Source organism: Pseudomonas sp. B21-017 (genome assembly GCF_024749245.1).
Classification (GTDB): Bacteria; Pseudomonadota; Gammaproteobacteria; order Pseudomonadales; family Pseudomonadaceae; genus Aquipseudomonas.
Genome location: NZ_CP087194.1, coordinates 3,671,963 through 3,697,726, shown reverse-complemented (window position 1 = coordinate 3,697,726; position 25,764 = coordinate 3,671,963). Strand labels below are relative to the sequence as shown.

The 25,764-nt window shown below is 54.2% G+C and carries 27 protein-coding genes and 2 pseudogenes; 14 read left to right on the top strand and 15 right to left on the bottom strand.

The annotated features are described in order from the left end of the window. Positions 1-54: 54 nt before the first annotated feature. Both LOY28_RS16610 and LOY28_RS16605 read right to left on the bottom strand, forming a co-directional pair. Entirely contained in the window at positions 55-930 is an 876-nt protein-coding gene (locus LOY28_RS16610; protein WP_007988534.1) for a LysR family transcriptional regulator, read from the bottom strand. A 63-nt stretch (positions 931-993) separates the two neighbouring features. Continuing rightward, the gene (locus LOY28_RS16605) at positions 994-2,007 is read right to left on the bottom strand and encodes a helix-turn-helix domain-containing protein (protein ID WP_258612174.1); all 1,014 of its coding nucleotides are present in this window, start codon (positions 2,005-2,007) and stop codon (positions 994-996) included. A 435-nt stretch (positions 2,008-2,442) separates the two neighbouring features. On the opposite strand from LOY28_RS16605, the gene LOY28_RS16600 reads away from it, so the two are divergent. From LOY28_RS16600 to LOY28_RS16590, 3 genes are all read left to right on the top strand, one after another. Then, on the top strand, positions 2,443-3,888 hold the full coding sequence (locus LOY28_RS16600) for an APC family permease (RefSeq protein ID WP_258612173.1): 1,446 nt from the start codon (positions 2,443-2,445) through the stop codon (positions 3,886-3,888). 45 nt (positions 3,889-3,933) lie between these two features. Further along, on the top strand, positions 3,934-4,320 hold the full coding sequence (locus tag LOY28_RS16595) for a nuclear transport factor 2 family protein (protein ID WP_258612172.1): 387 nt from the start codon (positions 3,934-3,936) through the stop codon (positions 4,318-4,320). Positions 4,321-4,467: 147 nt separating this feature from the next. Continuing rightward, positions 4,468-5,049, top strand: a complete 582-nt coding sequence (locus LOY28_RS16590) for a TetR/AcrR family transcriptional regulator (RefSeq protein WP_033053207.1) — start codon at positions 4,468-4,470, stop codon at positions 5,047-5,049. A 49-nt stretch (positions 5,050-5,098) separates the two neighbouring features. Here the strand turns inward: LOY28_RS16590 and LOY28_RS16585 are convergent, their stop codons facing one another. From LOY28_RS16585 to LOY28_RS16560, 6 genes are all read right to left on the bottom strand, one after another. Then, a complete protein-coding gene (locus LOY28_RS16585) occupies positions 5,099-5,542 on the bottom strand; it encodes an SRPBCC family protein (protein ID WP_258612171.1) in 444 nt (147 codons plus the stop codon). Between the two features lie 44 nt (positions 5,543-5,586). After that, positions 5,587-6,231, bottom strand: a complete 645-nt coding sequence (locus LOY28_RS16580; protein ID WP_258612170.1) for an NAD(P)H-binding protein — start codon at positions 6,229-6,231, stop codon at positions 5,587-5,589. Continuing rightward, a complete protein-coding gene (locus LOY28_RS16575) occupies positions 6,228-6,899 on the bottom strand; it encodes an NAD(P)-binding oxidoreductase (protein ID WP_258612169.1) in 672 nt (223 codons plus the stop codon). The genes LOY28_RS16580 and LOY28_RS16575 overlap by 4 nt, the downstream gene beginning before the upstream one ends. Before the next feature lie 63 nt (positions 6,900-6,962). Beyond that, complete coding sequence (locus LOY28_RS16570) at positions 6,963-7,349, bottom strand: nuclear transport factor 2 family protein (RefSeq protein WP_258612168.1); 387 nt, start codon at positions 7,347-7,349, stop codon at positions 6,963-6,965. A 57-nt stretch (positions 7,350-7,406) separates the two neighbouring features. Then, entirely contained in the window at positions 7,407-7,790 is a 384-nt protein-coding gene (locus LOY28_RS16565) for a nuclear transport factor 2 family protein (RefSeq protein WP_008145391.1), read from the bottom strand. Positions 7,791-7,874: 84 nt separating this feature from the next. Next, the gene (locus LOY28_RS16560) at positions 7,875-8,462 is read right to left on the bottom strand and encodes a TVP38/TMEM64 family protein (RefSeq protein WP_258614466.1); all 588 of its coding nucleotides are present in this window, start codon (positions 8,460-8,462) and stop codon (positions 7,875-7,877) included. 391 nt (positions 8,463-8,853) lie between these two features. Here LOY28_RS16560 and LOY28_RS16555 point away from each other — a divergent pair, with 391 nt between their 5' ends. After that, positions 8,854-10,056 (top strand): pyridoxal phosphate-dependent aminotransferase, encoded by a 1,203-nt coding sequence (locus LOY28_RS16555; RefSeq protein ID WP_258612167.1) that lies wholly within the window; start codon positions 8,854-8,856, stop codon positions 10,054-10,056. A gap of 87 nt (positions 10,057-10,143) precedes the next feature. On the opposite strand, the gene LOY28_RS16550 is transcribed toward LOY28_RS16555, so the two are convergent. The 4 genes from LOY28_RS16550 to LOY28_RS16535 all read right to left on the bottom strand — a co-directional run bounded on the left by LOY28_RS16550 (position 10,144) and on the right by LOY28_RS16535 (position 13,495). Then, a complete protein-coding gene (locus tag LOY28_RS16550) occupies positions 10,144-10,779 on the bottom strand; it encodes a TetR/AcrR family transcriptional regulator (protein WP_258612166.1) in 636 nt (211 codons plus the stop codon). Positions 10,780-11,158: 379 nt separating this feature from the next. Continuing rightward, on the bottom strand, positions 11,159-11,491 hold the full coding sequence (locus tag LOY28_RS16545) for a LysR family transcriptional regulator (RefSeq protein WP_258612165.1): 333 nt from the start codon (positions 11,489-11,491) through the stop codon (positions 11,159-11,161). 86 nt (positions 11,492-11,577) lie between these two features. Beyond that, positions 11,578-12,630 carry an NAD(P)-dependent alcohol dehydrogenase gene (locus LOY28_RS16540; RefSeq protein ID WP_258612164.1) on the bottom strand — a complete coding sequence of 351 codons (1,053 nt, stop codon included), beginning with the start codon at positions 12,628-12,630 and terminating at the stop codon, positions 11,578-11,580. 97 nt (positions 12,631-12,727) lie between these two features. Next, complete coding sequence (locus tag LOY28_RS16535; protein ID WP_258612163.1) at positions 12,728-13,495, bottom strand: SDR family oxidoreductase; 768 nt, start codon at positions 13,493-13,495, stop codon at positions 12,728-12,730. Between the two features lie 116 nt (positions 13,496-13,611). On the opposite strand from LOY28_RS16535, the gene LOY28_RS16530 reads away from it, so the two are divergent. The 4 genes and pseudogenes from LOY28_RS16530 to LOY28_RS16515 form a co-directional block, all read left to right on the top strand. Further along, on the top strand, positions 13,612-14,193 hold the full coding sequence (locus tag LOY28_RS16530) for a TetR/AcrR family transcriptional regulator (RefSeq protein WP_258612162.1): 582 nt from the start codon (positions 13,612-13,614) through the stop codon (positions 14,191-14,193). Positions 14,194-14,246: 53 nt separating this feature from the next. Then, positions 14,247-15,350: an alkene reductase gene (locus LOY28_RS16525; protein WP_258612161.1), complete on the top strand. Its 1,104-nt coding sequence runs from the start codon at positions 14,247-14,249 to the stop codon at positions 15,348-15,350. A gap of 74 nt (positions 15,351-15,424) precedes the next feature. Beyond that, complete coding sequence (locus LOY28_RS16520) at positions 15,425-16,168, top strand: SDR family oxidoreductase (protein WP_258612160.1); 744 nt, start codon at positions 15,425-15,427, stop codon at positions 16,166-16,168. Between the two features lie 98 nt (positions 16,169-16,266). Then, positions 16,267-16,500: pseudogene (locus tag LOY28_RS16515) on the top strand (FAD-dependent oxidoreductase); the annotation flags it as partial. A 97-nt stretch (positions 16,501-16,597) separates the two neighbouring features. Here LOY28_RS16515 and LOY28_RS16510 read toward each other — a convergent pair. Then, positions 16,598-17,176 carry a flavin reductase family protein gene (locus LOY28_RS16510; protein WP_258612159.1) on the bottom strand — a complete coding sequence of 193 codons (579 nt, stop codon included), beginning with the start codon at positions 17,174-17,176 and terminating at the stop codon, positions 16,598-16,600. 869 nt (positions 17,177-18,045) lie between these two features. On the opposite strand from LOY28_RS16510, the pseudogene LOY28_RS30150 reads away from it, so the two are divergent. Together LOY28_RS30150 and LOY28_RS30145 are read left to right on the top strand one after the other, a co-directional pair. Next, positions 18,046-19,137: pseudogene (locus tag LOY28_RS30150) on the top strand (cache domain-containing protein); the annotation flags it as partial. 87 nt (positions 19,138-19,224) lie between these two features. Beyond that, positions 19,225-19,992 carry a methyl-accepting chemotaxis protein gene (locus tag LOY28_RS30145; protein WP_408981049.1) on the top strand — a complete coding sequence of 256 codons (768 nt, stop codon included), beginning with the start codon at positions 19,225-19,227 and terminating at the stop codon, positions 19,990-19,992. 682 nt (positions 19,993-20,674) lie between these two features. Here the strand turns inward: LOY28_RS30145 and LOY28_RS16500 are convergent. After that, a complete protein-coding gene (locus LOY28_RS16500; protein WP_309475728.1) occupies positions 20,675-21,064 on the bottom strand; it encodes a winged helix-turn-helix transcriptional regulator in 390 nt (129 codons plus the stop codon). A 112-nt stretch (positions 21,065-21,176) separates the two neighbouring features. On the opposite strand from LOY28_RS16500, the gene namA reads away from it, so the two are divergent. From namA to LOY28_RS16480, 4 genes are all read left to right on the top strand, one after another. Then, complete coding sequence (namA, locus tag LOY28_RS16495) at positions 21,177-22,217, top strand: NADPH dehydrogenase NamA (protein ID WP_258612156.1); 1,041 nt, start codon at positions 21,177-21,179, stop codon at positions 22,215-22,217. Positions 22,218-22,280: 63 nt separating this feature from the next. Next, positions 22,281-22,664: a nuclear transport factor 2 family protein gene (locus tag LOY28_RS16490; RefSeq protein ID WP_258612155.1), complete on the top strand. Its 384-nt coding sequence runs from the start codon at positions 22,281-22,283 to the stop codon at positions 22,662-22,664. Between the two features lie 201 nt (positions 22,665-22,865). Next, positions 22,866-23,885 (top strand): alpha/beta hydrolase, encoded by a 1,020-nt coding sequence (locus tag LOY28_RS16485; RefSeq protein WP_258612154.1) that lies wholly within the window; start codon positions 22,866-22,868, stop codon positions 23,883-23,885. Between the two features lie 291 nt (positions 23,886-24,176). After that, a complete protein-coding gene (locus tag LOY28_RS16480) occupies positions 24,177-24,560 on the top strand; it encodes a nuclear transport factor 2 family protein (protein WP_258614463.1) in 384 nt (127 codons plus the stop codon). Positions 24,561-25,493: 933 nt separating this feature from the next. Here the strand turns inward: LOY28_RS16480 and LOY28_RS16475 are convergent. Beyond that, complete coding sequence (locus LOY28_RS16475) at positions 25,494-25,748, bottom strand: helix-turn-helix domain-containing protein (RefSeq protein ID WP_256809276.1); 255 nt, start codon at positions 25,746-25,748, stop codon at positions 25,494-25,496. Positions 25,749-25,764: the final 16 nt, after the last annotated feature.

Genomic DNA, 25,764 nt, shown 5'->3' with positions numbered 1-25,764 from the left:
CTTTTGACTGTCACGCCTGCCAGTATAAAAACCGCAAGTTAGCCGTGACGGTGTTCACTGATTTTTCTGAACCTGTTCGGTAATCAATTGAACAAGCACCTTCACCGGTTCCGTCAGGCTTCTGCGTGCGCGGTGTACGAGGCCTATATCTCGGTGGAAGGTACGTTGTTTCAAGTCTACAGCGCGTACCTCTGCTGGCCATCCTTGATGTGTCGCTGTTTCTGGGACCAGTGCTACGCCGACCCCATTGGCGACCAGTTTGATGATCGCATCCAGCTCATCGAGCTCGCATACCTCACGTAAAGACACATGCGTTTGTCGCAAGAATCGGTCGACCTGCCGACCACCAAAAGAAGATCGGTCATAGCGAATGAAAGGCTGGCTTGAAACCAGTTCGGACCAGTCATCTCCCGGCATGTCGACCGGGACAATCAGGCGGTAGGGTTCGCGCGCCAGTGTGGTCCAGCGCAAATCGCTTTGAAGTGAGAACGGAGGGCGGATGATTGCAGCCATATCGATCTCGCCAGCATCGACCTGGTTGACCAATTCCATGGACAGGCCAGGAATGACGCGAGTTCGGCATTCGGGACATTGCTGATGAAAGTGAGCGAGGGCGTCGGGCAAAAAAGAGCGCTGCACGGAGGCAATGGCTCCGACAGTTACCAAAACGCTGGCGGGGAGACCTACCGTCGTAGTGCCGAGATTACTGAACTGACGGACCAGTTCCTGCCCCTGCAGCAAAACCTGATGCCCCATTCGGTTCAGATGAGCCGAGCGTCCTTTGCGATCAAACAGCTCGATCCCTAGCTCGGCCTCAAGGCGCTGCATTTGTGCGCTGACCGCCGCTTGTGTAAGCCCTATTTTGCTACCGGCAGCAGCAAAAGTGCCTTCTCTCGCCACGGCGATGAATGTTTTCAGTTCTTTGATCATTGGCAAATATTAATTGTGTTTTTGGTTAAAATACATTTATTTTTTTTGCGCTTTGGTGGTGCGTCAGGACAATGGGGGCCAAGTTCCCATTGCAACGCCTGGAGGGTTGCGATGCGTTTCGGAAGGTAACTCTCCAAATTGGGTTTTGTAATATTGAGAGAACATTCCGAAGTGCCAAAATCCCCATCGCATGGCCGCTTCGGATACCGAGGGCGCGCCATTGATGATGTCTTTTCTGGCTTCGTGGAGTCGGATCTGGCGAATGTAGGTGCAGGGATTTACCCCGACCACTTGAATGAATGCGCTGTGCAGTCCGCGCCTGCTCATTTGCAAGTGTTCACACAGATCCTCTACCGTCGGGCTGCCTGTCTGATGACTCAAAATAAACAACCGCGCCCTGTCCACCATCGCTCGATGAACTCGATGGTCCCTGGGTAAGTGTGTTGTGGTTATCGACAGGCTCCCTATGGCTTGAAGCGCCGCTACGGCGACATCCTCGGAAAGCTGTAGCCGTGCGGACTCACTGTCCATCGATTCCGGGTGCTGGACTGCTGAGCCGAGTGCCGACAGCAGAAGGGATTTATATCGAGATATCCCTTGAGCATCCCCCTTGAGCATGCACGCGCCGTTAATTAGGCGGCTTGTGCCAACCCCGTAGAGGCCTTGAGAAAGCGTTTCGAGAAACGAGGCGTCGATGGTCGCAGCGAGAATGTCCGATTCAGCGGTTGCACGAAAGCGCGCTTCCTCACCCTGGCGCATGATGAATAACGAATCAGCTTGCATCTCTCGATTCTGCCAGGAGCACGTGCCTTGATGCAGGGTGACTCCAATCATCAGAATATCGGTGTCGGCAACCGATCGTTGGTCAATGGCCTGATTGATCCATTCGCGGAATACCTGGACTCGTCCGAGAGAGGCACGTGCGACACCTCCCTCGAAGTTGCCACATGAGAGTTGGGTGTAATCCTGCTCCCAGTCGGGAAGAATTCTCGATTGTAGAAACGGATCATTTGACCTTACGCACGCCACTCTCGCGGGGATCGAAGACGAATAGGTCGTATTTTGACTTTGCTGCATTGTGCAATCTCCGAGGTCTGCTCGTAGTGCAGCAATCTTCGTTCCAACCTGGAGTCATTCAACGCATTTAAAAGATAGACATCGCTCATGGGTGCGTCATTTTAGTGCGCTTTGAAAAAAGAGCGGCACGATGAATCAAAACGCGCCGATATTTGATAGCGAACCCTTCGCCCCAGGCGTAAGAATGAACGCGATGCAATTAGTCTAAGTGGATGACAGGCAAATAACTAAAGTTTCAGGTGGTCAACAGTGCCTGACTCTAATGCCTCATCGCTATAGAGATATATGCAGACTTACTGAAGCGGCGATTTGATAAGTTTAAAGAGCGTCGAACCCTTTTGCTCGCTCCACGAAATCCAACTCGCCGCCAGGGCAGGGAGGTCTGGAATATTCAGTGATCTATTTGTATGGAAAACGATATCCATAGGGGCGAATATGCACACTACAGAACCTGAAATTATTAATAATAAACCGGGGCTGTCCGGATCCTTGGGTGTGACTTCGATAGTGCTGATGGTCGTCGCAACGGCCGCACCTCTGACGGTCATGGTGGCCAATACCCCGTTAATTATTTCGATGGGTAACGGGGCGGCGGCACCGTTTGATGCAATGGTTGCAACGGTGATCATGTTTCTCTTCAGTGTAGGATTTATCTACATGTCGAGGTATATCACCAATGCAGGGGCGTTTTACTCATATATCCAGAAAGGGCTGGGTCGATCCATAGGGTTGGGTTCGGCGACGATGGCAGTGATTTCATATTTTATGATACTGGTCGCGCTGGAGGCTTATATAGGCTATGCACTGTCTCAGCTGTTGCTGACGACCTTGGGTATTAATATTTCATGGTGGCTGCTTGCGTTAGTGATTACGGCAGTTGTGGGTGTTTTGGGTTATCAGAAAATTGAATTGAGCAGCAAGTTTTTGGGCGTGGCGCTGGTGCTCGAGATAGTGATTGTGCTGGTGGTAGATGCGGCGATTATAGGCAGTGGGAATATTGGTTCGGATTCCCTGGAACCTTTTTCATCAGCGACCATTCTTTCAGGTTCTCCGGGCCTGGGGATCATGTTTGCAATTTATTGTTTTACCGGTTTTGAATCGACTGTGGTCTACAGGGAGGAAGCGAGAAACCCCAATGTGACGATCCCCAAGGCAACCTACATTGCGGTGTTCCTGATTGGCGTGTTTTACGCTGTATCCATGTGGTGCCAGGTAAACGGTATTGGGCTATCACAGGTCGTACAGCAGGCAACTGAACACCCTGGTGATATGTATTTGACTATGGTGGAAAGATATACCAACAAAGCTTTTGTTGATGTCATGCAGGTGTTGTTGGTGACCAGCCTGTTTGCCTGTGTGCTGTCTCTGCATAACATAGTAGTGCGTTATCAATACGTGTTGGGACGCTTTGGGGTGCTGCATTCGAAGCTTGGCAGTGTTCATGAGAAACACGGCTCACCGTTTGTCTCCTCTGTATTGCAAACGACAATGTCCTTACTGGCTGTCGCCGTCTGCGCAATCATTGGAATGGATCCAGTCACACAGATTTACGCCTGGGGTGCAACAGCGGGAACACTCGGATATATGGTGATTCTCTCCCTGACTTGCGTTTCTGTGCTGGTGTTTTTTAGAAGGAACACTGAATTTCACCCTGTCTTGAATACTGTCGTAGCACCAATTGGTGGTCTTATCGGATTGGTCGCGTGTTTAATCGTTGCGGTTCAGAATTTGCCCGCTTTAATCGGGGGCGACAATGCAGCTGTTGCGGCATCAATCATGGAAATGATTGTCATGGTTTCCTTTGTGGTCGGGTGTATCGCAGCGTTGCTGATGAAAGTCATGAGTCCTGCACGGTTCGCTTTATTAAAACAAGTAGGCTGAAATTTTTTATGCCTGTCGTTAAAGTCTGAAGAAGGTAAAATAACCATGAGCAAAAATATTAAAGCGGTCGCAACAAGTGAATATAACGCGGTCATAGCTGTTGCTGAGAAATATGTCGATGGCTTGCGTATTGGCAGTCCTGAACGCCTGGAGGAGGCGTTTCATGAACAAGCGGTGATGTATGGCTTCACCAATGGCAAGCTTTTGGGCGGTTCGATCAGCAACTTGTACGAATTCGTTCGTGATAACGGTAAGGCGCCGGACATCACCACTCGACTGGACGTTCTCGCCATCACGCCAACCACCGCAATAGTGCGCGTGGACATGGAGCAGGACGCCATTGGCGCTGACTATAACGATTACCTGACGTTGATCCGCATTGACGGCGCCTGGAAGGTGATAGCCAAGGTGTATCACCAGTTTCAGGACTGATTGACAGCCTGCTTGCACGCTGCCCGCTTTTCGAAGTGGCGGGCAGCCTTCGCCGCGCTAACATGCACCCATGTGAAAGTTCGAACAAACGACTGTGTCCCTAGGCACCAGACGATTGATCGATTTTTTGATAGCATGCGGCGCATTATGAAGAAACCCCTCCACGACATGCGTCAGCACATCATTGATGTCGCCAGAGCGCTTATGACCCATAAGGGCTACACGGCTGTCGGGCTGACCGAAATCCTCGCTACGGCTGGCGTGCCCAAAGGCTCTTTCTATCACTACTTCCGCTCCAAGGACGAGTTTGGCCAGGCCCTGCTTGATGAGTACTTTCAGGAGTACATCGGGCGGGTCGATTTGCTGTTGGCCGGGGAGGGTACAGGGGCTGAGCGACTGCTGAGCTATCTGCGATATTGGGCTGAGACACAGGCATTTGATCACACTGACCAGAAATGCCTGGTGGTCAAATTAGGTGCTGAGGTTTGTGATCTGTCCGAGAACATGCGCACTGTTCTCGAAAAAGGTACCGCGCTGATCATTCAGCGGATTACACGTTGTGTTGAGCAGGGGAAGGCGGACGGGTCCATCACGGCAACTGCTGACGCACCCACGCTGGCAGAAGGGCTTTACCAGATGTGGTTAGGGGCCTCGTTGCTCGTCAAGGTCGGCAGAACCCATCAACCTTTTGAAGGCGCGCTTGAGATGAGTCGACGTCTTCTGTCTTAGCCCAGAGTTAAACGCCCCGGCAACCGCATGGTTGTCCGGGGCATTTTGCTTATGCAGTCTCGTTCAGATAGCGCTGAAGGCTTTCGTGGCCACCGACAATGAGCGACTGAATAACAGCAGTCTGCTCGCCCTGTGGATCGGGATCGCGGGTATCAAAACTTGCCGACCACAGGACGACAGTCTTGTTTTGTCCTGTCAGTGGCAGCAGCTTCACAATGGCCACATAGTTGTCCACCCGCAGCGGCGCCTCTAAGAAGCGGTAGGAGAAGAGCAGGTTGGTTTCGTCAACGGCCAGCAGCTTCTCGCGCAGAACCGCTCCGTCTTGCAAGGTTAGTCGGCGAATACAGCCAACCAGTCCGTCAGGTTGGCCATCCTCGATAATGCTTTCAGGAATCGCAGGGTGCCACTTGCTGATCTGGCCGAATTGCTTCAGCACATCCCAGACACGACTGGCTTCGCCGTCAATGAGGGCGCAATACTCAACTTTTGCCATGGTTTAAAACCTCAGTCTGTCGTTATGTTGCAAATGTGAATTCGTTATTGCTTGCCGATCTGGACCAGACGGTCGGACGGCACCACATGAACGCCAGAGGCAGGATCAATGGCCGCCTCCAGCAATGCATGAGCGATGGCAGAAGGCGGATTGAGCCGCCAACGCGCAGGTAAGAGTGCAGCTGCCGCCTTGAGGAAGAGCACCAGCGCGCGTTCTCCATGACGAACTTCCTCACGCTTTCCACCAATGACCCCTGGCCGCACATACGTCAGCGATTCAAAGCCCAAGTCCGCCAGATCCTTTTCCAGATGGCCTTTGACCTGGTTGTAAAAGAAAGGGGAGTGGGTATTTGCGCCGATGGCCGAATTGAGCACATAAGTGGGCGTGCCATGCGCTCGTGCCAGCTGGGCAACGGCCAGCGGATAATCATGGTCGACTTGCTTGAATGCCGCTTTGGACCCGGCCGTTTTGAGGGTCGTGCCCAGCGTGCAGATCACCGCATCGACATGCCACCAAGGAGCATGATGATCCAGGCGGTCGAAATCTATGTTAGGAGCGATGAGCTTCGGGTCTTGAGGTAACGCACGACGTGTCGGAGCGTATACGGCGCTGACGCGTGGATCCGACAGTGCCAATTCCAGAACATGGCGTCCGACGAATCCGCTCGCACCGATCAGCAGCAATTTCACTGTTGGCTCCAATCGCGAGTGAGTCGCTGAATCGCCTCACCGACCGGTGTATCGCCCTGGGTCAGTTCGATGATGATCCGGTTCACGGCGGGCGTTTCGATAATCTGTAGCAAGGCCGCCGCTACGTCGTCGCGAGACACATCACCGTAGGGAATGGCCAGGCCTGCACGGACTCTGCAAGTGCCGGGTGAATCCCGCAGCGTGCCAGGACGCACGATGACCCAGTCAAGATCAGTCTCGGCCAGATGGATATCCGCAAGCTTCTTGATCTTCATGTAGTTTTCGAAGGTATCGGAGACAGTTTCGCCACATGAGGCTTCTGGAAAGGCAGATACCAGAATGAAGCGCTTGATGTCCGCAAGTGCCGCCGCCGCCACAGCCATTTCAAGTCCGCGGCCATCAATGGCGTTGGTCATTTGCGATCCGCCCTTGCCGCCAGCACCGGCCGCGAATACCACGATGTCGCTGCCGGTCATGAGTCCAGCCAGACCCTTCGCATCGAGTTCAAGCAAACTGCCGGCTATCGGTGTGGCGCCCAGTGCTTTGAGCTCCTCAGCTTGTTCCGAATGACGGTAAAGCGAGCGAGGCTCGTGACCGCGTGCCACTAGTTGCTGAGCGAGGCGTCGGGCGACTTTGCCCGCACCACCGACGATAAAAACTGTGTTCATGGTTCCTCCTGATCGAGCGACGCTGTACAGACCGGCCCGCTACAGCGGGCCGATACAGACTGATCAGCCTTCGAACTGGTGGTAGACCTTGGCGATGACCTTCCAGCTACCGTCGATTTTGATCAGCGTCAGGTAGTCGTTGTAGTCGGCGCCGATGGCGTCCTGCTCCATGTCCACGCGCACCACCGCAGTCGTAGGCGTGATGGCCAGGACGTCGAGGCGAGTGGTGATGTCCGGTGCCTTGCCGTTGCTACGGACGAAGTCGAACAGGTTGGTGATAGAGCCGCCCAAAAGCTTGCCGTTGGTGAAGCCGTACATGACCGCATCCTTGTGAAAGGCTTCAGCCAAACCGTCTGCACTGCCTACTTTGAGGCTGTCGGCATACTGCTGGGCAACGGCGATAACGGCGTTATATTCCTGGGTAGGTACTGCTTTGATGTTCTTGCTCATCGTCAATATCCTTCTTGGACTGGGCGCCAGCGGCGCCCGGTTGGCTTGCGCTCAGGGTTAAGGGGCAACGTGGGTGTGGTAGATCTTGCTGACCACGGTCCACTTGCCTTCAACTTTCAGCAGGTTGAAAAAATCGGTGAAGCAGAAGCCGGAGATATCGTTGGTGTCGATGCGAGCACTGGCGGCAGTGCCGACGATATCAATATTGACAATCACGCCCTGGGCTTCAGGCGACGGACGAAACGCGCTGTCGATGATGTCGAACAAACCCTGGATGGGGCCGCCCGCCAATTTGTTATCGGCATCGACTCCAAAGATGGTCGCCTGCTCGCTGAAGGCCGGTTTCATGATGCTGCTTTTGGCCTGTTTACCACCTTCGTTGTACTGGTTCAGTACCTCAACGATGGCGTTGTATTCCTGCACGTAGGTAGGCTTGGTCATGGTGTTTCTCCTGATTTGAGGGGGGAGTGACAAGGCTCGGTCCTCGCCGAAACCTGAATCGACGGCGTTAACGGTTTCAACCGTTCATTCATGCTTCAACTCTTTCTCGATGGATTGGTTGGCGGCCTTGCGTGCGCAATGAGCGATGCTTAGCAGTGCCAGTACCGCTGCCGCCGAACCCACGCCAGTCAGCACGTGGGTTGCACTGCCGGCAGTGGCTTCGCCACTGAGGATGTCGCTGACACTGGAAACCAGTGACCCCAGATAAACGTACAAAAAAGTGCCTGGCAGCAGCCCGAGCCAGGACGCCAGTAGAAAGTTCCGAGCACTGATACGGCTTGCGCCGAGGGCGTAACTCAGAGGGGCGAAGGGCACGATGGAAGCCAGGCGCAGAAGCAACACAATTCGAAAGCCATCTCGGGCGAGCGCTCTGTCAATCGCGGCTTGCCGAGGGCGAGTTGCCAGTCGTCTCAGTACAAATGGGCGCAAAAAAGTGCGCCCCATGACGAATGCAATCGTGGCCGACGCCATACCGACAGGCGACACAAGCAGAGTCCCCCCTACCGGTCCGTATAAAAATCCGGCAATGGCCGTAAGGGGCGAGGCGGGCACGAAGGCCACTGTTGCCAGCAGGAAGATCAACGCATACAGGGCGCTACCTGTTTCGCCCATTGAGCGCAAAGCCTCAACCCATTGGGTGGCTGACTGCATGATCACTTCGATCACACCATCGACTCCGCGCACACCCATAGGTCTACGGTGAATGACATGGCACATTGCAGCATTGGGTGCTCCGAACGGCATTGATAAAAAATCTATTTGTAGTGAGCGCTATATATTAGGCTTTATTCTATAGTGAGCACTACAGATAGTGTCAAGACGTTTGATCGCTTCGCTGCATTGTTCTTTTACAAAACGCCTCGATGGACGGGAGAGTGGGGTGGTACGTAGGGGGCAATAAGCAAATAAATATGATGTATTACACAGAAATATATTGTTTTTATTGCTGTTTTAAGCCCGTTAGGATCCCTTCAGCAATCAACAACAACTGAAAGGTGGCTTCATGCAATTGCTGGGACATCTGCTGCACGCGGTCAAACCATCGCCAACGCTGGCGATAACACGTCAGGCGGCTGAATTGCGCCGCCGAGGTGTTGATGTGATTAGTCTGTCGGCCGGAGAGCCCGACTTTCCGACGCCCGACCACATCAATGCAGCGGCAAAGGCTGCGATTGATGCAGGACAAACCCGTTACACCGATGTCGATGGCACCCCCGAGCTCAAGGCTGCGATCGTGCGCAAGTTTCAGCGCGAAAACGGCGTGACCTATGACACCAGTGAAATCAGCGTAGGGACCGGTGGTAAGCAAGTCCTGATCAACGCTTTGCTGGCCACTCTCAATCCGGGCGATGAGGTCATCATTCCTGCACCTTACTGGGTGTCTTACCCGGACATGGTCCGTTTGGCAGGGGGAACCCCGGTGGAGGTCAGTTGCCCGGCGGAGCAACATTTCAAAATCACGGCAGCTCAGCTCCAGAAGGCCATTAATCCACGAACCAAGTGGGTGATCCTGAACTCCCCGAGCAATCCGACCGGGGCCGGCTACAGCGCGACTGAACTGAAGGAATTGGGCGCCGTGCTTCTCGGCCATCCGCAGGTCTATGTACTGACGGATGACATGTATGAGCACCTCAGTTACGACGGCTGGGTGTTTTCCACCATGGCTTCGCAGGTGCCGGCATTACGCGATCGTGTTCTGACAGTTAATGGGGTGTCCAAAGCCTACTCGATGACCGGCTGGCGCATCGGTTACGCCGGCGGGCCAAAGGATCTGATAGCGGCCATGGCAACTATCCAATCCCAAACCACCAGCAATCCCTGCGCGATATCCCAAGCCGCCGCGGTTGCCGCTCTGGATGGCCCGATTGACTTTCTGGCCGAGCGCAACGAAGTGTTCCGTCAGCGCAGAGATCTATGCCTGGATGCTTTCAACGATACTCCCGGCTTGATGTGTCGCCGTCCCGAAGGGGCGTTCTATCTGTTTCCTTCTTGTGCCGGCCTTATCGGGCGCAAGACGCCTGCGGGTGTCGAGCTCACAAATGATGTAGAGGTCAGTCGCTATTTGCTGGAGGCGGCCAGGGTGGCGGTCGTGCCGGGAAGTGCATTTGGTTTGGAGGGGTACTTCCGAATTTCCTTTGCTACCTCCACAGCAGTGCTTGAACACGCTTGTTCGCGGATACGCCAGGCTTGTGACCAGCTCGTCTGATCCGCTTTCCGGATGATACCGAGGCGTAGCGCTGAGGCCGAGAGGTTGCCGCTGTCGAAGGAGCAAGCGCTACGAGTATTCCTTGGTTTAGCGAATTGCAGGTAATGGAAGCATGCCGACGGCCGTTGCCGCGATACCTTCCAGGGTTTGCCGTGAAAGTCCATCGTGCGCTTGCAACGACATGCCTTCCAACAGTGTATTCAACGCGGCGGCAAGGATGAGGGTGTCAACATCAGCCGCCAGTTGCCCATCTTCCACGGCGCGGTCGAGGCGCTGCTGCAGATAATCCCGACCTTCCTGGCGAAGTGCCTTGAGGGCGTTGGTGATCTCTTGAGCGCTCTCTGACACATTGACACCCGCCAATACGACCATACAGCCGCATGGTGCCTCGGGCTCAGTGACGATCGCAGCAGCGGAATGGAAAAAATCGGTGATGGCACGGTACAGGTCCGGCTCGCTATCCATGCGTTCCCAGGTAGCATCCCAGTATCTGGCTTCGTAATAATTGACCGCTTCGAGGAAGAGCTTTGATTTATTGCCAAACGCGGCATAGAGGCTTGGCGGGTTGATGCCCATGGCCGTGCATAATTCCGCCACGGAGGCCGGTTCGTATCCGCGTTTCCAGAACACTTCGAGCGCATTAAACAGGGCTTGCTCGCGATCAAAGGCGCGTGGACGTCCTTTTTTAGGGCGCACGGCCAGCGTGGGTATGGGGTCGGTCATTCGTGCGTTGCCTCGATGATGCAGGGCCAATCAGCTGAAGAAACTGCTCAGTTATGGTCTGTAGAATCGAATGATACACAAAAGGCATGGATACGGGCCTTGCTAGCCCCTTCATAGCAGACAGTCGATTGGGTTTATCACTCTGTGCTACCGAATTACCACAGCACGGATGACGGCTTGCATGTGCTTTACCTCAGTCGGCAACATTTGCCGCTGGCGGTATCAGCGTTCATTGCAATGGTCATGGAAAAGCTGAACGAGCAAGCATTCCCAGCGAGGTTTTTACCTGATCAGAGTTGACTGGGTATTGGGGCTTGTGACCGCCTCGGACTCAGCTTCGGCAGCACGCTTCTAATCTCACCGTTTCATCACAGCAGGCTCACGCCCCCCGATCGTTATCTGCATGTTGTTCCAGCACGCACTGAATACCGCTCAAAAGCGGTATCAGACGCTTCGCCATATTATCGGCGACTTGAGTGGGAGCCATTGCACCCTCTTTTCGATGGAACAGTTGATCTTGAAACACCAGCCTTAGCTTGGACAGACTATTGCTGACAGCGGGTTGCCCTATGTTCAAAATCTCCGACGTTCGGGTAACGCTTTTTTCTCGGTAAAGAGTGGCAAATATCACCAGACAATTGAGGTTGAATCGTGAGAGATATCCGGCGTTAAACGAAGAGGTTGCTGTCTCGCTGGAGACTTTGTCGACCATCCTGTTTCCTTTGCACATGGCGAGAGTCCAGGCTATCCCGGGGCGGTTTGCATCGGATCAAAGGATCCCGACCCGCCCCGGGCGAATCAAATAGTTGCCATGTCGATGACAAAGCGGTACTTCACATCGCTCTTTTGCATGCGCTGGAACGCCAGTTCGATGTCCTTCATTTCGATCATTTCGACATGTGAAGTGATGCCGTGCTCTGCGCAGAAATCGAGCATCTCCTGAGTTTCAGGAATGCCTCCGATCAGCGACCCGGCCAGTTGACGGCGCTGGAAAATCAGATTGGCTACACCAGGCGACGGGTGAGGGCTGTCAGGTACCCCAACCATGGTCATGGTCGCGTCGCGTTTGAGCAGACTCATGAATGCGTCGAGATCGTGAGGTGCGGCGACGGTGTTGAGGATGAAGTCAAAGCTTTTGGTATGAGTTGCCATTTCTTCAGAATTGCGTGAAACAACGACCTCATCAGCGCCAAGGTCGCGCGCGTCCTGGATTTTGGAGGGGGAGGTTGTAAATGCCACGACATGGGCGCCCATCGCGCGAGCCAGTTTTATACCCATGTGGCCGAGACCACCGATACCGACGATGCCGATTTTCTTGCCGGGCCCTGCCTTCCAATGGCGAAGTGGAGACCAGGTTGTGATGCCTGCGCAAAGAAGTGGCGCTACCGCCGCCAAGTTCGATTCAGGGTGCGTAATCTTCAGCACAAAGTGTTCGTCAACGGTGATGCTATCGGCGTAACCGCCGTAAGTATTTTCGCCACTGCCGTCGAGCCAGCCGTTGTATGTCTGCTGCCAACCATGGGGACCTTCGCAATACTGTTCCAGGCCGTCGTCGCAAGATTGGCAATGGCGGCAACTGCCCACCATGCATCCGACACCCACGATGTCTCCCACATGGTGTTTCGAAACCGAAGTGCCGATGGCAGACACTCGACCGATGATCTCGTGACCCGGGACTAGCGGGTAGCGCATTCCAGGCCACTCACCGCGCGCGGCGTGCAGATCGGAATGGCAAACGCCGCAGTAGAGGATCTTGATTGCCACATCCCTTTCGCCGATTTGCCGTCGAGGGATGTTGGTTGGGGCCAAGGGAGTAGTGGGCGATTGCGCTGCATAAGCTTTGTGTTGCATAGCGAATTCCTGATGCGTCAAAAACGGTACGGCGCCGTGTTGGGCGGCACCAAACGTGAATTCATGGGATGCGTTGGTACGCCATCCTTGGGGGCAATCAGCGAGAGAAGGTGACTTCCGCGGTCCAGTTTTCTTTTGGCTGGCTGTGCAATGTCCAGAATGCTTCGGCGACGCCAAGGGCTTCCTCGGACTCCGGTTTGACGAATGCGGCGACAGTCACGGTTGCCGCATGGACGCCTTGGGTTTTGGCCGGTTCAAACAGGCCGAGCGCCAGCGATCGGATGCCGGCTTTACCCAGGCTCAGAGAAAGAAAGTCAGGATTTGGAGTGATCCCGAAAAAACCACCGGTCAGCAGCAGGGTCCCGGCGTTGCGACTGTACATCGAGCGCAGGGCCGTCTGAGTGGCGACTAGTGCTCCACCAATGTTCACAGCCAGATCGCTGTTGAAGGTGTCGACCGGTTGTTCAGCGACAGTTGCCTGCCGAATGATCGCGGCGTTGTAGTGCAGCACATCCAATGCGCCAAATTGCGCTTCGGCCTGGGTCACCAGCGCCGCTACATCCTGTGCATTGCTGGCATCAACTTGGCGGGTGTGGGCCTCATAGCCCTGGGATATCAAGCGTTCGGCGAGTGCGAGCGTCCTATCCATATTTCGAGCACTGAGCACCACGCGATAGCCTTCACGGGCGAAACGTTCGGCTGTCGCAAATCCGATTCCGGGGCCAGTACCGATGCTTAGAAATGTTTTCATGTGAGTCCTTGATAACGGGGTGGAGCCTGTAAGCAAGGCTAACAGGTGCATAAATAGAGATAATTTATGGAATTCGCATTTATATAATGCAAAAAATGCAGGAGTCGTTGGCATACCTGTTCACACGAGCTAAGGCGTCCCGGCATATCGGCTCCGTTGGTCGGGCGTGGATGTGATCGTTGAAATAGTTACTAGACGACTGGTCTAATTTTTATTAGGGTGGCGGCATTATGAAAAAACGTCATTCCGAAACACGCCAACACATCCTGGATATCGCCAGGACGTTGATGACCCATAAGGGTTATACCGGTGTCGGCCTGGCAGAAGTGGTGGCTACGGCACAAGTGCCGAAAGGCTCGTTCTACCACTACTTCAAATCCAAGGATGAATTCGGCCAAGCGCTGCTTGAACAGTATTTCGCTGACTACCTCGCCGTGGTCGACTCGCTGCTGGCAGGCGCTACCCCGGCAGCTGATCGACTGCTTGGTTATTTCCATTACTGGGCGCAAACCCAATGTTCAGATTTACCGACTGACAAATGCCTGGTGGTCAAATTGGGTGCTGAGGTGTGTGACCTTTCCGAAGGTATGCGCCTGGTGCTCGATAAAGGTACGCAAGCGGTTCACGTGCGGCTGGAGCGCTGTATCGCGCAGGGTCACGCTGATGGCTCGATCACATCCGCCATTCCTAACTCGACGCTTGCGCAGTCGCTCTATCAGATTTGGCTCGGTGCCTCTTTGATGATGAAGATTGGCAAACGCAGCAGTGCTTTTGAAAACTCTCTAGCCATGGCAAAGCGACTCTTGTCGTAGTCATTTTATTTACCACTTTCCTAGACGACTGGTCTATTTATTTGGGGTTCACCATGACAGATAACAGTAACCGTACTGACTTGTTCACTCCCGTCACCATGGGGGCGATGGAACTCGCCAACCGCATCGTAATGGCGCCCGTCACACGCAGCCGCTATGCCGAAGATGGCATTCCCAATGAATTGCACGCCGAGTACTACGCCCAGCGGGCCAGTGCGGGTTTGATCGTAGCTGAAGCAACCAATATTTCCGCTCAGGGACGCGGCTACGCTGCGACACCAGGTATCTGGAGCGATGAGCAGGTCGCTGGTTGGAAAAAAGTGACCGACGCCGTGCACGCCGCTGGCGGCAAGATCGTCAGCCAGCTTTGGCATGTGGGCCGGTTTTCCAGCGTGGAGTTGCAGCCAGATGGCGCCGCGCCGGTCGCTCCCTCCGCCATCAAGGCCGAAGGCGATACCTATACCGTGAATGGTTTTGTTCCTGTGTCGATGCCTCGGGCTCTCGAAACCGATGAAATCCTGGGAATCATCGAGCAGTACAAGCATGCCGCCGAAAATGCCAAACGCGCTGGTTTTGATGGCGTAGAGGTTCACTCGGCCAACAGTTATTTGCTGGATCAATTCCTGCGTGATTCGACTAATCACCGCACCGATCAATATGGCGGGTCGATTGAGAACCGCGCGCGCCTCACCCTGGAAGTGACTGAAGAGATCGTCAAAATCTGGGGCAATGAACGCGTGGGCATTCGCTTGTCGCCCGTCACGCCCGATGCCGGCAACACGCCGCCAGACAGCAACGTGATGGCGATGTATGGCTACCTCATTCAGCAATTGAACAAATTCGATCTCGCATACCTGCACTTCGTCGAGGGTGCTACCGCGACTTCGCGTGAGGTGCCGGCGGGCGTGGATATGGACGCTCTGAGCGCACAGTTCACGGGGCCATTCATTGGCAACAACAACTACGACCTGGAAATGGCGATCGAGCGTCGAGCGCAGGGCACGATCGACGCGGTTGCCTTCGGCCGTCTGTTCATTTCCAACCCTGACCTGGTCGAACGCCTGCGTCGTGGCGCCGAGCTCACCATTGCACCGCGTGAGTCGTTCTACGGCGGTGGAGCCAAGGGCTACACCGACTGGCCTGTCGGCAACTACTGATTAATAACCAACACCCGCGATACCCCAACCCACTGCCCGACACGTGCGGGCAGTCACTATCGAGAGGAACTCCCATGAACTATTTGCAAAACAAGACAGCGATCATCACTGGCGCATCTTCAGGTCTGGGTGCTGCATCGGCTCGCGCCCTGTCCGCGAAAGGCGTTCGAGTTGTCGCAGCTGCGTTGGATCAAGAAGGTCTGGATGCCATTGTGAGCGAGCTGAAAGCGAACGGGGGTGAGGCGGTGGGTCGTGTCAGCGACGTCACCAATCTGGAAGATATGAAGGCGTTGGCTCAGTTCGCTCAAGACGCCTTCGGTTCGGTAGACATCCTGATCAACAATGCCGGCCTGATGCTGTTTTCCACATGGGTGGACCTGGCCGTCGATGATTGGGAAAAGATGATCAACGTGAACATCAAGGGCTACCTGAATGGCGTCGCGGCTGTGCTGCCGTTCATGCTGAAACAGAAGTCTGGTCAGATCCTGAACATGGATTCCGTAGCGGGCCACCAAGTGGGTCCTTCGGCTGGCGTATACAGCGCGACCAAATTCTTCGTTCAGGCCATGACTGAGTCGATGCGCAAGGAACTGGGTGTCCACCACGGAATTCGGGTTAACACCGTTAGCCCGGGTGTGACCAATACCGGTTGGGCAGACAAAGTTACCGATCCAGCAGGGCGCAAGGCTGCCCAAGAGCTGAACAAGATTGCTATCGCGCCTGACGATATTGGTAAAGCGGTGGTTTATGCCCTGGACCAGCCTGCAAACGTCACCGTCAACGAGGTGATCATTTCGCCTACCCGCCAGGATTGGTAAGCAGAACCCAGCAACACCTACAAAGCCCGGACACTGTAGCGATGCACGGTGTCCGGGCGCTACAGGATCTTTCCTGTCCAAGAGTCTGAGCTCTGACCTACGGGTACAAGGACTACGGCTCACTGGTTTCGCTATCTCGCTTCTTGGCGGTGGGTAACCTGATGGGTAATTTGACCGGCAGCGTAATGCTCGAAGGTTGGTTGGCGCGGGTGTTTTATGCGTCGTTGTACCGCATGCGCCAGGTCGCTCTGTATGGCCTGTTCCCGACCCTGCTGCTGATGTTGGGCAATCGGATTGGTCGAGGGACTGAGCCGCGTTTGAAGCTGCACTAAGGCTGTAACGATGTTTAAGCGCAATGCCACTCGGGAGTTGCGCTCATTCACTCTATTTGTGCCGTGATCCGACAGGGGCGGGCGCTTGCTCGGGAATTTACTTCCCGTCGATATTCACCGCTTCGCCGATTGCGTAAAAGTGCCCTCCTGCAATGTAGTGCAGGCTACGAAAATCCGGGTTGGCGGTTTCATAGTGCCAGTGCCCATCCTTGAAGACACGTGTGTCTGCCCAAGCGCCAACGACCTCGCCGATAAACAAATCATAAGTCGTCTGGTTGTGTGGCTCGGGTAACAGCTTGCATGCAAGCCAAGCGGAACAGCCTGCAACGAATGGCACGTCGAAACCATTGATGTCGAACATCTCTGCCCCGCAATGAGCAAGCTTGTCGGGATCATTGCACAGGCTTGAGCTGCCGACGTCGCTCGTCAGTTTGAGCTGTGCCACGGTCGGGACCTGAACAACGAATACGCCACTGCGCTCTACCAGCTCACGGGTTTTGGTCATCTTGTCCAAAACCACGGTCACTTTTGGCGGTGAAAAGTCGAGTGCGCATGCCCACGCGGCGGCCATGACGTTCTTCACGCCCTCATTTTGAGTGGATACCAATATAGTCGGGCCGTGATTGATGAGTCTGTATGCCTTTTCCAGAGGCACGGCGGCAATGTATTCGTCCATTTCAATTCCTGAATAAATGCCCCGATTCCATCGCTGGACCGGGGCAGGGTGAGTTCATGCGGAGGTCGATTCTGCGCAACCTGAAACAAATACGTTTCTCATAACCCTCATCCTGATGGGCTGCGTGTCATAACTTTTTGGGGTTCGGTATGCCCATAGACGGTATAACGAACCGCCAGTGGAAACGCTCCAGACATGGCTACGAAAGATGTGTTGGTCAGGGCGACTACGGTCAACTTGGTCACGGGGTTGAGGTGCCAAGTGTGTCCACAGACACCACCCCATTGCAGCGTACCCTGTCCCTGAGGTGAGTCGGATTGGCTCGCGTCGGCGAGCACGGCCTAGCCAGAGCCGAATCCCGAAATCGGCCCCTGGGTCTGCGTTTGCACGCCGACTTGGTCGCTCACGATGATGCAGGGGGCTCTACCAACCGTGAAGCGGATGCGCAAGGCCGAACCCTATGTGAAGCGATAGATACCTATAACGCCACTATTCTATAGCGATCACTACATATAGTGTCAAGAACTCTGATTGCGTCGCGGCGGTCAAGCTCTCGACACCGTTGAAACAATCCTTGCCGATCAACTCGCGAGAAAATGCCGCGATCCGCGACCTCGCTGTTAAATTAGATAAAATGAAACGTGACAAATATCGGGTTGCCTGACGAAAGACTGTCGGTAGTGATCGATTTCAGCAGGCAAGAATTGATAACTTATGTTTGTGTAAATTATAAATAATTATTGTTTTTTTTATTGGTTAGTGCCCGCTAAGGTTCCTCCCTCGCGTAAACAAGCTGCTACCACTGCCAGCGCCTCCTCTCTCTACGCAATGCTCTTATAAAAACGACTCGATAAAATTCTGGAGTGTAGATGAACGTCAAACAGAAATTGACTTGGGCGTTTGTTGTCATCGCCTGCCTCCCCATTTGCGTAGTCGCGACGCTCGTTGTCATGAATCTGCGCACTGAAGCGATCGACAGTTTTATCGACGGCAGTAACCGTGAAATCCGTCAGATCGACAATGCCATGCAGTTGTACTTTGAAGGTATCGGCCAAAACGTCGAGTATCTCGCCTCCCAACCGCTACTGAAAGACACTGACGGCAGCCTTAAAAACTATTCCGGCGCGAACGCCGCTGATATCCCGCAAGGCGCGCTGGATAAGCAAGTCTTCGCTTTCTATGCGCACTTGGCCAGTAGCCACCCGGCGTACTCCAATATCATTTTCGGCAACAGTGTCGGAGGCTTCGTTTCCTGGCCGGATAATCCGAAGCGTGCCAGTTACGATCCGCGCGCGCGTCCTTGGTATAAGTCAGCCCAGGGTAATCCAGGCAAGACCGTGCGCACTGACGCGTACTACTTCGCCCCGAAAGACGCCGTCTATGTCAGTGTCGTACGCAGTATTGATACTCGACTGGGCAGCAACAGCGGCGTAATCAGTATTGACGTGTCACTCCAGCAGCTCACTGAAATTATCAAGCAAATCAAACTCGGCGAAAGTGGCTACCTGATGCTCGTCGAGCGCGACGGCAAGGTATTGGTCGACCCTCAACAGCCGGGGCACAACTTCAAAGACCTGACGGAAATCGGCAAAGGCTACGAACAGTTGGCGAGGGCAGGCAAAGGCGTGGTTGAAGTTGAATTGAATGGCGAGCGTTACATGGCCAACGTTTGGCCGTCCGAGCGATTGGGCTGGAGTTTCGTTGGCCTGATCAAGCACAAAGAGGTCATGAGTTCCGCGACCCAACTCGCTTGGTTGATTGCCCTGATTGCCGGGGTGTTGGCGTTGGTTTTTGCCTTGGTCGGGGCCAGCTTTGCAGGCCTGATTGTGCGACCGATTCGCAGCGTAGCCAGCGGTTTGCAAAGCATCGCCCAGGGTGAGGGGGATCTGACGCAGAATCTGCAGGTGCGCGGGAACGACGAAACCGCGCAGTTGGCTAGTTGGTTCAACCAGTTCCTGGCCGCCATCCGCGACCTGATCCACCGTATCGGCCAGGCAGCGAGCAATATCCTCGCGACTTCAAGGGATTCGACCCAGGTCTCCAGCGACATGGCTGATGCCGCCGGGCGTCAACGTGAAGCAGTGGACATGGTCTCGACTGCATTCCATGAAATGGTCGCCACCGCCAATGAAATCGCGCGCTCCTGCAGCCAGGCAGCCGAGTCAGCCGATAGCGGTTGGTTAAAGGCCCGCGAGGGGCAGCAACAGATTGATGCAGCGGTCAGTAGTGTCGATCAACTGAGCCAGGAAATCGGAAAGTCCGCTCAGTCGATGCAGCAACTGGAGCGCGACAGCAATGACATCCAGTCAATCCTCGGGACGATTCGTTCGATCGCCGAACAGACCAACCTGCTGGCGCTAAATGCCGCCATTGAGGCTGCCCGTGCGGGCGAGCAGGGACGTGGGTTTGCCGTGGTCGCCGATGAAGTCCGCGCGTTGGCCAAACGCACCGCCGACTCTACTGCAGAGATCGACGGTCTGCTAGGCAATCTGGCCAAACGCACCGGTGCTGTCACCCATCAAATGCGCGCCAGCCTGGATGTTTCGCAGCAGTCGGTTAACCGTATCGGCGTGGCGCGGACCAGCTTCGGACAGATCCGGGATTCTGTAGACGTGATTAGGGACATGAACACTCAAATCGCCACTGCTGCCGAAGAGCAACATCAGGTAGCCGAAGGCATCAACCTGCACATCAGTCAGATTCATGGGGATGCACAGCGGGTGGCGGAACTGGCGGAATCTGCGCGACTTAACTCTGATGGTTTGGCCGGACTCTCCAGTGAGTTGGACAGCTTGGTGCGACGTTTTCGGACGTGATAAACCTCACCAAAGTCCGTTTACAGATTTCGACGCTGTAGGCTGTAGGCGATTTACCGTGCAGAAAAAACGCCGGACGCCATTAGACTCCCGGGCGGCTGGACCGTGCACTGCGTGTGCTAGGAGAAGAACATGACAATAACTTTAAGTTTTTTGACGCGCCGAGGGCATTGTATTTACCACCGATCGATCCATGGAGCAGGGCTCTTGGCTCGACTTGGGCATGTTTCTACAAAATGTGATGCTGATGGCTCGAACGTCGCTCTAGATACCTGCTCGCAAGCCGCATTCAACAAATACCATCGACTGATCTTCGAGCATCTAAATCTTCTGAGCGACCCAAAGATGGTGTGCGCCATGAGCTTGGGATATGCAGATAACACCAGGGTCGAGAATACACTTGCAAGCGAGCAGGTGCCGGTGGAAGGCTTCGTCCGGTTTCACTCCTGAAGTTAGTCAAACTCTTGGAGAGGCGTATAAATCCGCCAAGTCATCTACCCAGCCCCGCAAAGCCAGGACATGGTGTGCACATAAATTTAAGTGTGCTCCCGTTCTAGCCTTTCAAGCGGTTGTTTCATGCAGCCACAACGCCGTTCGTGCTCCTACTCCTTCACGGCCCAGGTCATTCATGAGTGTGCCCATCCCAACGCTTCGATTGCCAGCGTCGCGTTGCGCCACAGACTCAGGCCAGAGATTCAAACTGATCGTCATCGACCGCAGAGCGCCTGAACTCTAAGATCATACTCTCATGCGCCGCTCCCCATTCCCGCATCGCACTGACTAAAGGCGCGAGGGTGTTGCCTAATACTGTGAGCGAATACTCCACCTTTGGCGGAACCTCACGATAAATTTCGCGATGAATAACCCTATCAGTCTCCAGCTCTCTCAGCTGAAGTGTCAGCATCCTCTGAGTGATATCTGGTATTAGGCGTCGCAGCTCGTTGAAGCGCTTCGTTCCGGACATCAGGTGGAACAATATAAGCGATTTCCATTTTCCACCGATGACATCGACGGTGAACGCGACGGGACAAGCGAACGCCTCAATTTCACCCTGAGGAATACATTTTTTCACTTTTATCTCCATGGTATACAAAGTGTGCCTACAGCACAAAATTGTGCGTACTTACGCATATATGCTGTGTACGTTAGCATCATTCCATATCGATCACTATGGAATGTTCTAGATGAGCTTGCTGCTATCCCCCTACGAAATTAGAGGCCTCAAACTGAAAAACCGGGTTGTCATGTCGCCCATGTGCATGCACATGGCTACCGATGACGGCTTTATCACTGATTGGCACCGAGTTCATTATGGTGCTCGCGCTTTAGGTCAGGCGGGGTTGATTTTTCCCGAAACGATGGCTGTCCACGCTGATGGTCGCATTGGGCCCGGTGACCTCGGCATCTGGAGCGATGAACACGTTCGCGGCCTGAAGGCTTTCACCGAACTGCTTCACAGCTTTGGTACAAAAGCGGGCGCTCAGATCGGCCACGCGGGGCGCAACGCGGATCTGCCCAATCTCATTCACATCGCGCCCTCGGCGATCCCTTTCACAGATTCTAGTCCCGTTCCCCGCGAACTCGCGGCTAATGAAATTCCGGGTTTGGTGAAGCTATATGGGGATGCCGCACGGCGCGCGAGCGACGCTGGATTCGATGTGCTTGAGATCCATGCCGCTCACGGTTACTTGCTGAGTGAGTTTCTTTCACCACTGGCCAATACGCGCGACGACGAGTATGGCGGTGATGCCAAACGTCGCTATCGCTTCCTGCGCGAAGTCTTGGAGGAAGTCAAAAAGCATTGGGGAAATCGTCCTCTGTTCGTTCGGATATCTAGCTCTGATTACGCCGAAGGTGGAAACACGCCTGAATCGTTCCTTGAATATGGGCGCTGGATGAAAGAGCAGGGTGTCGACCTGATCGACTGCAGTTCCGGTGGAATCAAAATGGTAAAGGTGCAGACCTATCCAGGTTACCAAGTACCTGCGGCTGAACTGCTGCGTAAGGAACTGCACATTGCCACGGGGGCGGTGGGTGTGATCCAGAGTGGGCGCCAGGCCGAAGAAATTTTGCAAAACGGCCGGGCTGATCTGGTGTTTATAGGGCGGCAAATGCTTCGCGATCCATTCTGGGTGCGCAGCGCAGCAGATGATCTGAAGGAAGTCATAGAGATTCCTGAGGCCTACACACGTTATGGATCTGTCTGGCTTGATACCAAAGCCTGAAGCTTTTCTGCATAAATCATTGATCAGTGATCAATAGCAATCCAATGAAGCAGGGGTAAACACATGAGTAAACCGACTTACGTACAAGAATGCCAAGCCATCACCGAGGTGCTGAACAAGTACATTGAGGGCTGCAAGCAGGCCAAAAGCAGCATCATGAAGCCAGCTTTCAGTGAGCAAGCAACGATGTTTAGCGTCGATGGCGACGGTAAGCTGGCCGGCGGCGCGATTCCAATCCTGTTCGATGGGATCGACAAGGGTTTCCGCCCATCTCCTGACGCACCGGCAGCTATAGTCCGCGTAGAGGTCGTCGGTACGGCGGCTAGCGCTCGCATCGACGCCAACGACATGTCGGGCATCTCCTTCACCGACTTTTTCCATCTGTTGAAAGTCGATGGCAAGTGGAAGGTAGTCAGCAAGATTTTCCATACCCACGTCGCGCCTTGAACCTCTGTCCTCCTTGGGTACGCGGGAGATGAGGCTTCCCAGCATGTCTGCTTTGTTTAGACGAGCGGCGCTGGAACTGTGCGTCCGGCACACGACCTGGAAGTCGTTGTCTTCCACTGCCTGAGTGACGACGCAACACAAATATGAAGTGGCTCGCTATTTAAAACGATCCACACACTCAGGTAATACAGAGGAAAGATCATGAAAACCCTCACCTCCGCTCTGGCCCTTACCGCTGCGACCCTGTCTCTTGGTAGTGCTTTTGCAGCTAGCCTGCCCGGTGTTGAACACAACACCGCAAAATTCTTGCAATCCCTTGAAGGCGGCAAGACGCTCGACTCCATGACGCCGGCCGATGCCCGCGCCGCGCTGGCGGCTGCCCAGGCTGCCCCCCAAGTGGCCTTGCCGGCAGCTGATGTCAGCGAGATGACGATCCGCGTTAACGGTAGCGACCTGAAGCTGACCATCGTGCGACCTGTCGGCAGCAAACAGAAAACCCTACCCGCGTTCATGTACTTCCACGGCGGCGGCTGGGTGTTGGGCGACTTCCCGACCCACGAACGGCTGGTGCGTGACCTGGTGGTAGGCTCGGGTGCGGTGGCGGTCTTCGTCAACTACACCCTCTCGCCTGAGGCGGGATACGGCGTCGCCATCGAACAAGCCTATGCCGCGACAAAGTGGGTGGCCGAACATGGCAAGGAGATCAACGTAGACGGCAACCGCCTCGCCGTAGCTGGCAACAGCGCAGGCGGGAACATTGCAGCCGTGGTTGCCTTGATGGCGAACGAGAAGGGCGCACCAGCCCTGCGTTCGCAAGTGTTGCTGTGTCCGGTGACGGATGCAAACTTCGACACGCCGTCCTACAAGGAGTTTGCCAACGGTTATTTCCTGACGAAGGACTTGATGGTGTGGTTCTGGGACAATTACACACCCGACGCCGAGGCACGCAAGCAGATTTACGCTTCGCCGCTGCAGGCGACAACCGAGCAGTTGAAGGGCTTGCCGCCGACGCTGATCCAAACTGCCGAATTCGATGTCCTGCGCGATGAAGCTGAAGCTTACGGCCGCAAGCTCGACGCTGCGGGTGTACCTGTGAAGTCGGTACGCTACAACGGCATGATTCACGATTTTGGGCTGTCGAACGCATTCAGCCATCTGCCGACGCCTCGCACCGCGATCGAGCAGGCATCTCAAGAACTCAAGACCAGCCTGAGCAAGTAGTTTCAAAAACAAAGAACCCGCAGGTCACGGTGAAACTGCGAGAGTCCTTTATTGAAAACACATCGTTCATTTCATTGCGAAGCTACAGTAACACCGAAAGTTTTTCGGAACACCTGCTGTGCTTTCTGCCGTTGAGCGTAAATCAATAATCGCAATCCTTATTAAATTAAGAGTTCATAAATGAAAGTTACTTCTATCAAGAGTTTGTTTTTTGTGGCCCTGATTTCAAGCTTGGGCGCGATTGCTCAAGCAGATAACCTGCCGAGCGACCAAAAAATCAGTAGTAAAACAGTGAGCAAACCTACGTACGTAGAAGAATACCAAGCTATCAGTGAGGTACTTAACAAGTATATTGAGGGTTGCAAACAGGCCAAGAGCAGTATCATGAAGCCCGCTTTCAACGAACATGCGACGATGTACAGCGTCGGCGCTGATGGCAAGCTGGCAGGCGGCGCAATTCCGATCCTGTTCGATGGGATTGACAAGGATTTCCGTCCATCTCCTGACGCACAGGCCGCTATAGTCCGCATCGAGATCGTCGGTACCGCGGCTAGCGCTCGCATCGACGCTAACGACATGTCAGGCATCTCTTTCACTGACTTCTTCCATCTGCTGAAAGTCGAAGGTAAGTGGACTGTGGTTAGCAAGATTTTCCAAACGCATGTAGCGCCTTAATTACTTGAGCCGTCCGGCTGTTGACGCCGACGCCGAATTGGCCCACGAGCTGAAGCAAGACTGACCCACCCCTGAATCTGAATAAATCCCGCATAGGCAATGGTTCGAGGGGAACAGACTAGGTCATTGAAATCTCGGCAACTGGGTCAATTCGGCATCGGTGCCAGCATACTGTGCCCTGAACGGACGCTACGGGGATCGGCTTATTCGTCAGCGACCGCTTTTGGCCGATTCTGTTGAAAAAGTCGGTCATTCAAAGCGGCCTGATCATTGATCGGTGAAAACACCTTTTTTACACGCTGCTACGTGAAATCTGCGTCTGGAAACCGCTGCTGAAAGAAAAGACTTCAATCTCGGACGAGTACTTTTCAGCTGCGAAAACATGGCCGACTGTTTTCAACAGAATCGGCTAATTGCTGCCTGTCGTAAAAGGGGCGGACATACTTGCCCGTTTTAAAAACTAACGACTTCATTTTATTTTCTAATGACCACTGAGGCGTATGTAACTAGTAATTTCAATAGACTGTGTAAACTCTAAGTATCTAGTGACAACTGTGGAAACCTTCAGGTGTATCGAATGCGTTACGTGCAGTGTCCGAGCTCGCCTCTTCGGAAGGGCCGTTCGATGCATGAACGATACAAGTTGCGTGGCATAGAGTGCCTTCAGGCTGGAGGTGCGCTCGGAGTGCGGCTAGTCAGCCTCGCACCGTGAATATCCTCTAGTAAAGGTCTGGCATCACGACATGAAATATTTACACACGGCGCCCATGCTGGTCGTTAACGTTCCCGAGCGACGGATGGCTATAGCTGGCTGATTCCATTCTCAATGAAAAGAATTCCAATCTAAGTGAAAACTCATGCTTGCAAAGTGACGCTGCGCATTTGAATCAGTAATTTGTCAGTTCTGGTCAATTAGTGCCAGCTAATGTCGGTTCAGTCGCTTGCCGCCAGATCAGAAGCCAACTCGTGGAGAGAAAGCGTTTCAGGCAAGAGGTACTGAGGCTCGCATTCCAGAACGTTGGCTATGCGATAGAGCTTTTCTACGGTGATATTCACTTCGCCGCGCTCAATACGCCCCATATAGCTACGATCGACAGTGCAGGAGTGCGCCAAGGCATCTTGGGAAAATCCTTTGGCTTTCCGTTGTGTCCGTATTCTTTCGCCCAATGCCTTTGCAAGCTGATGCATATCCGCCTCGGTCTCC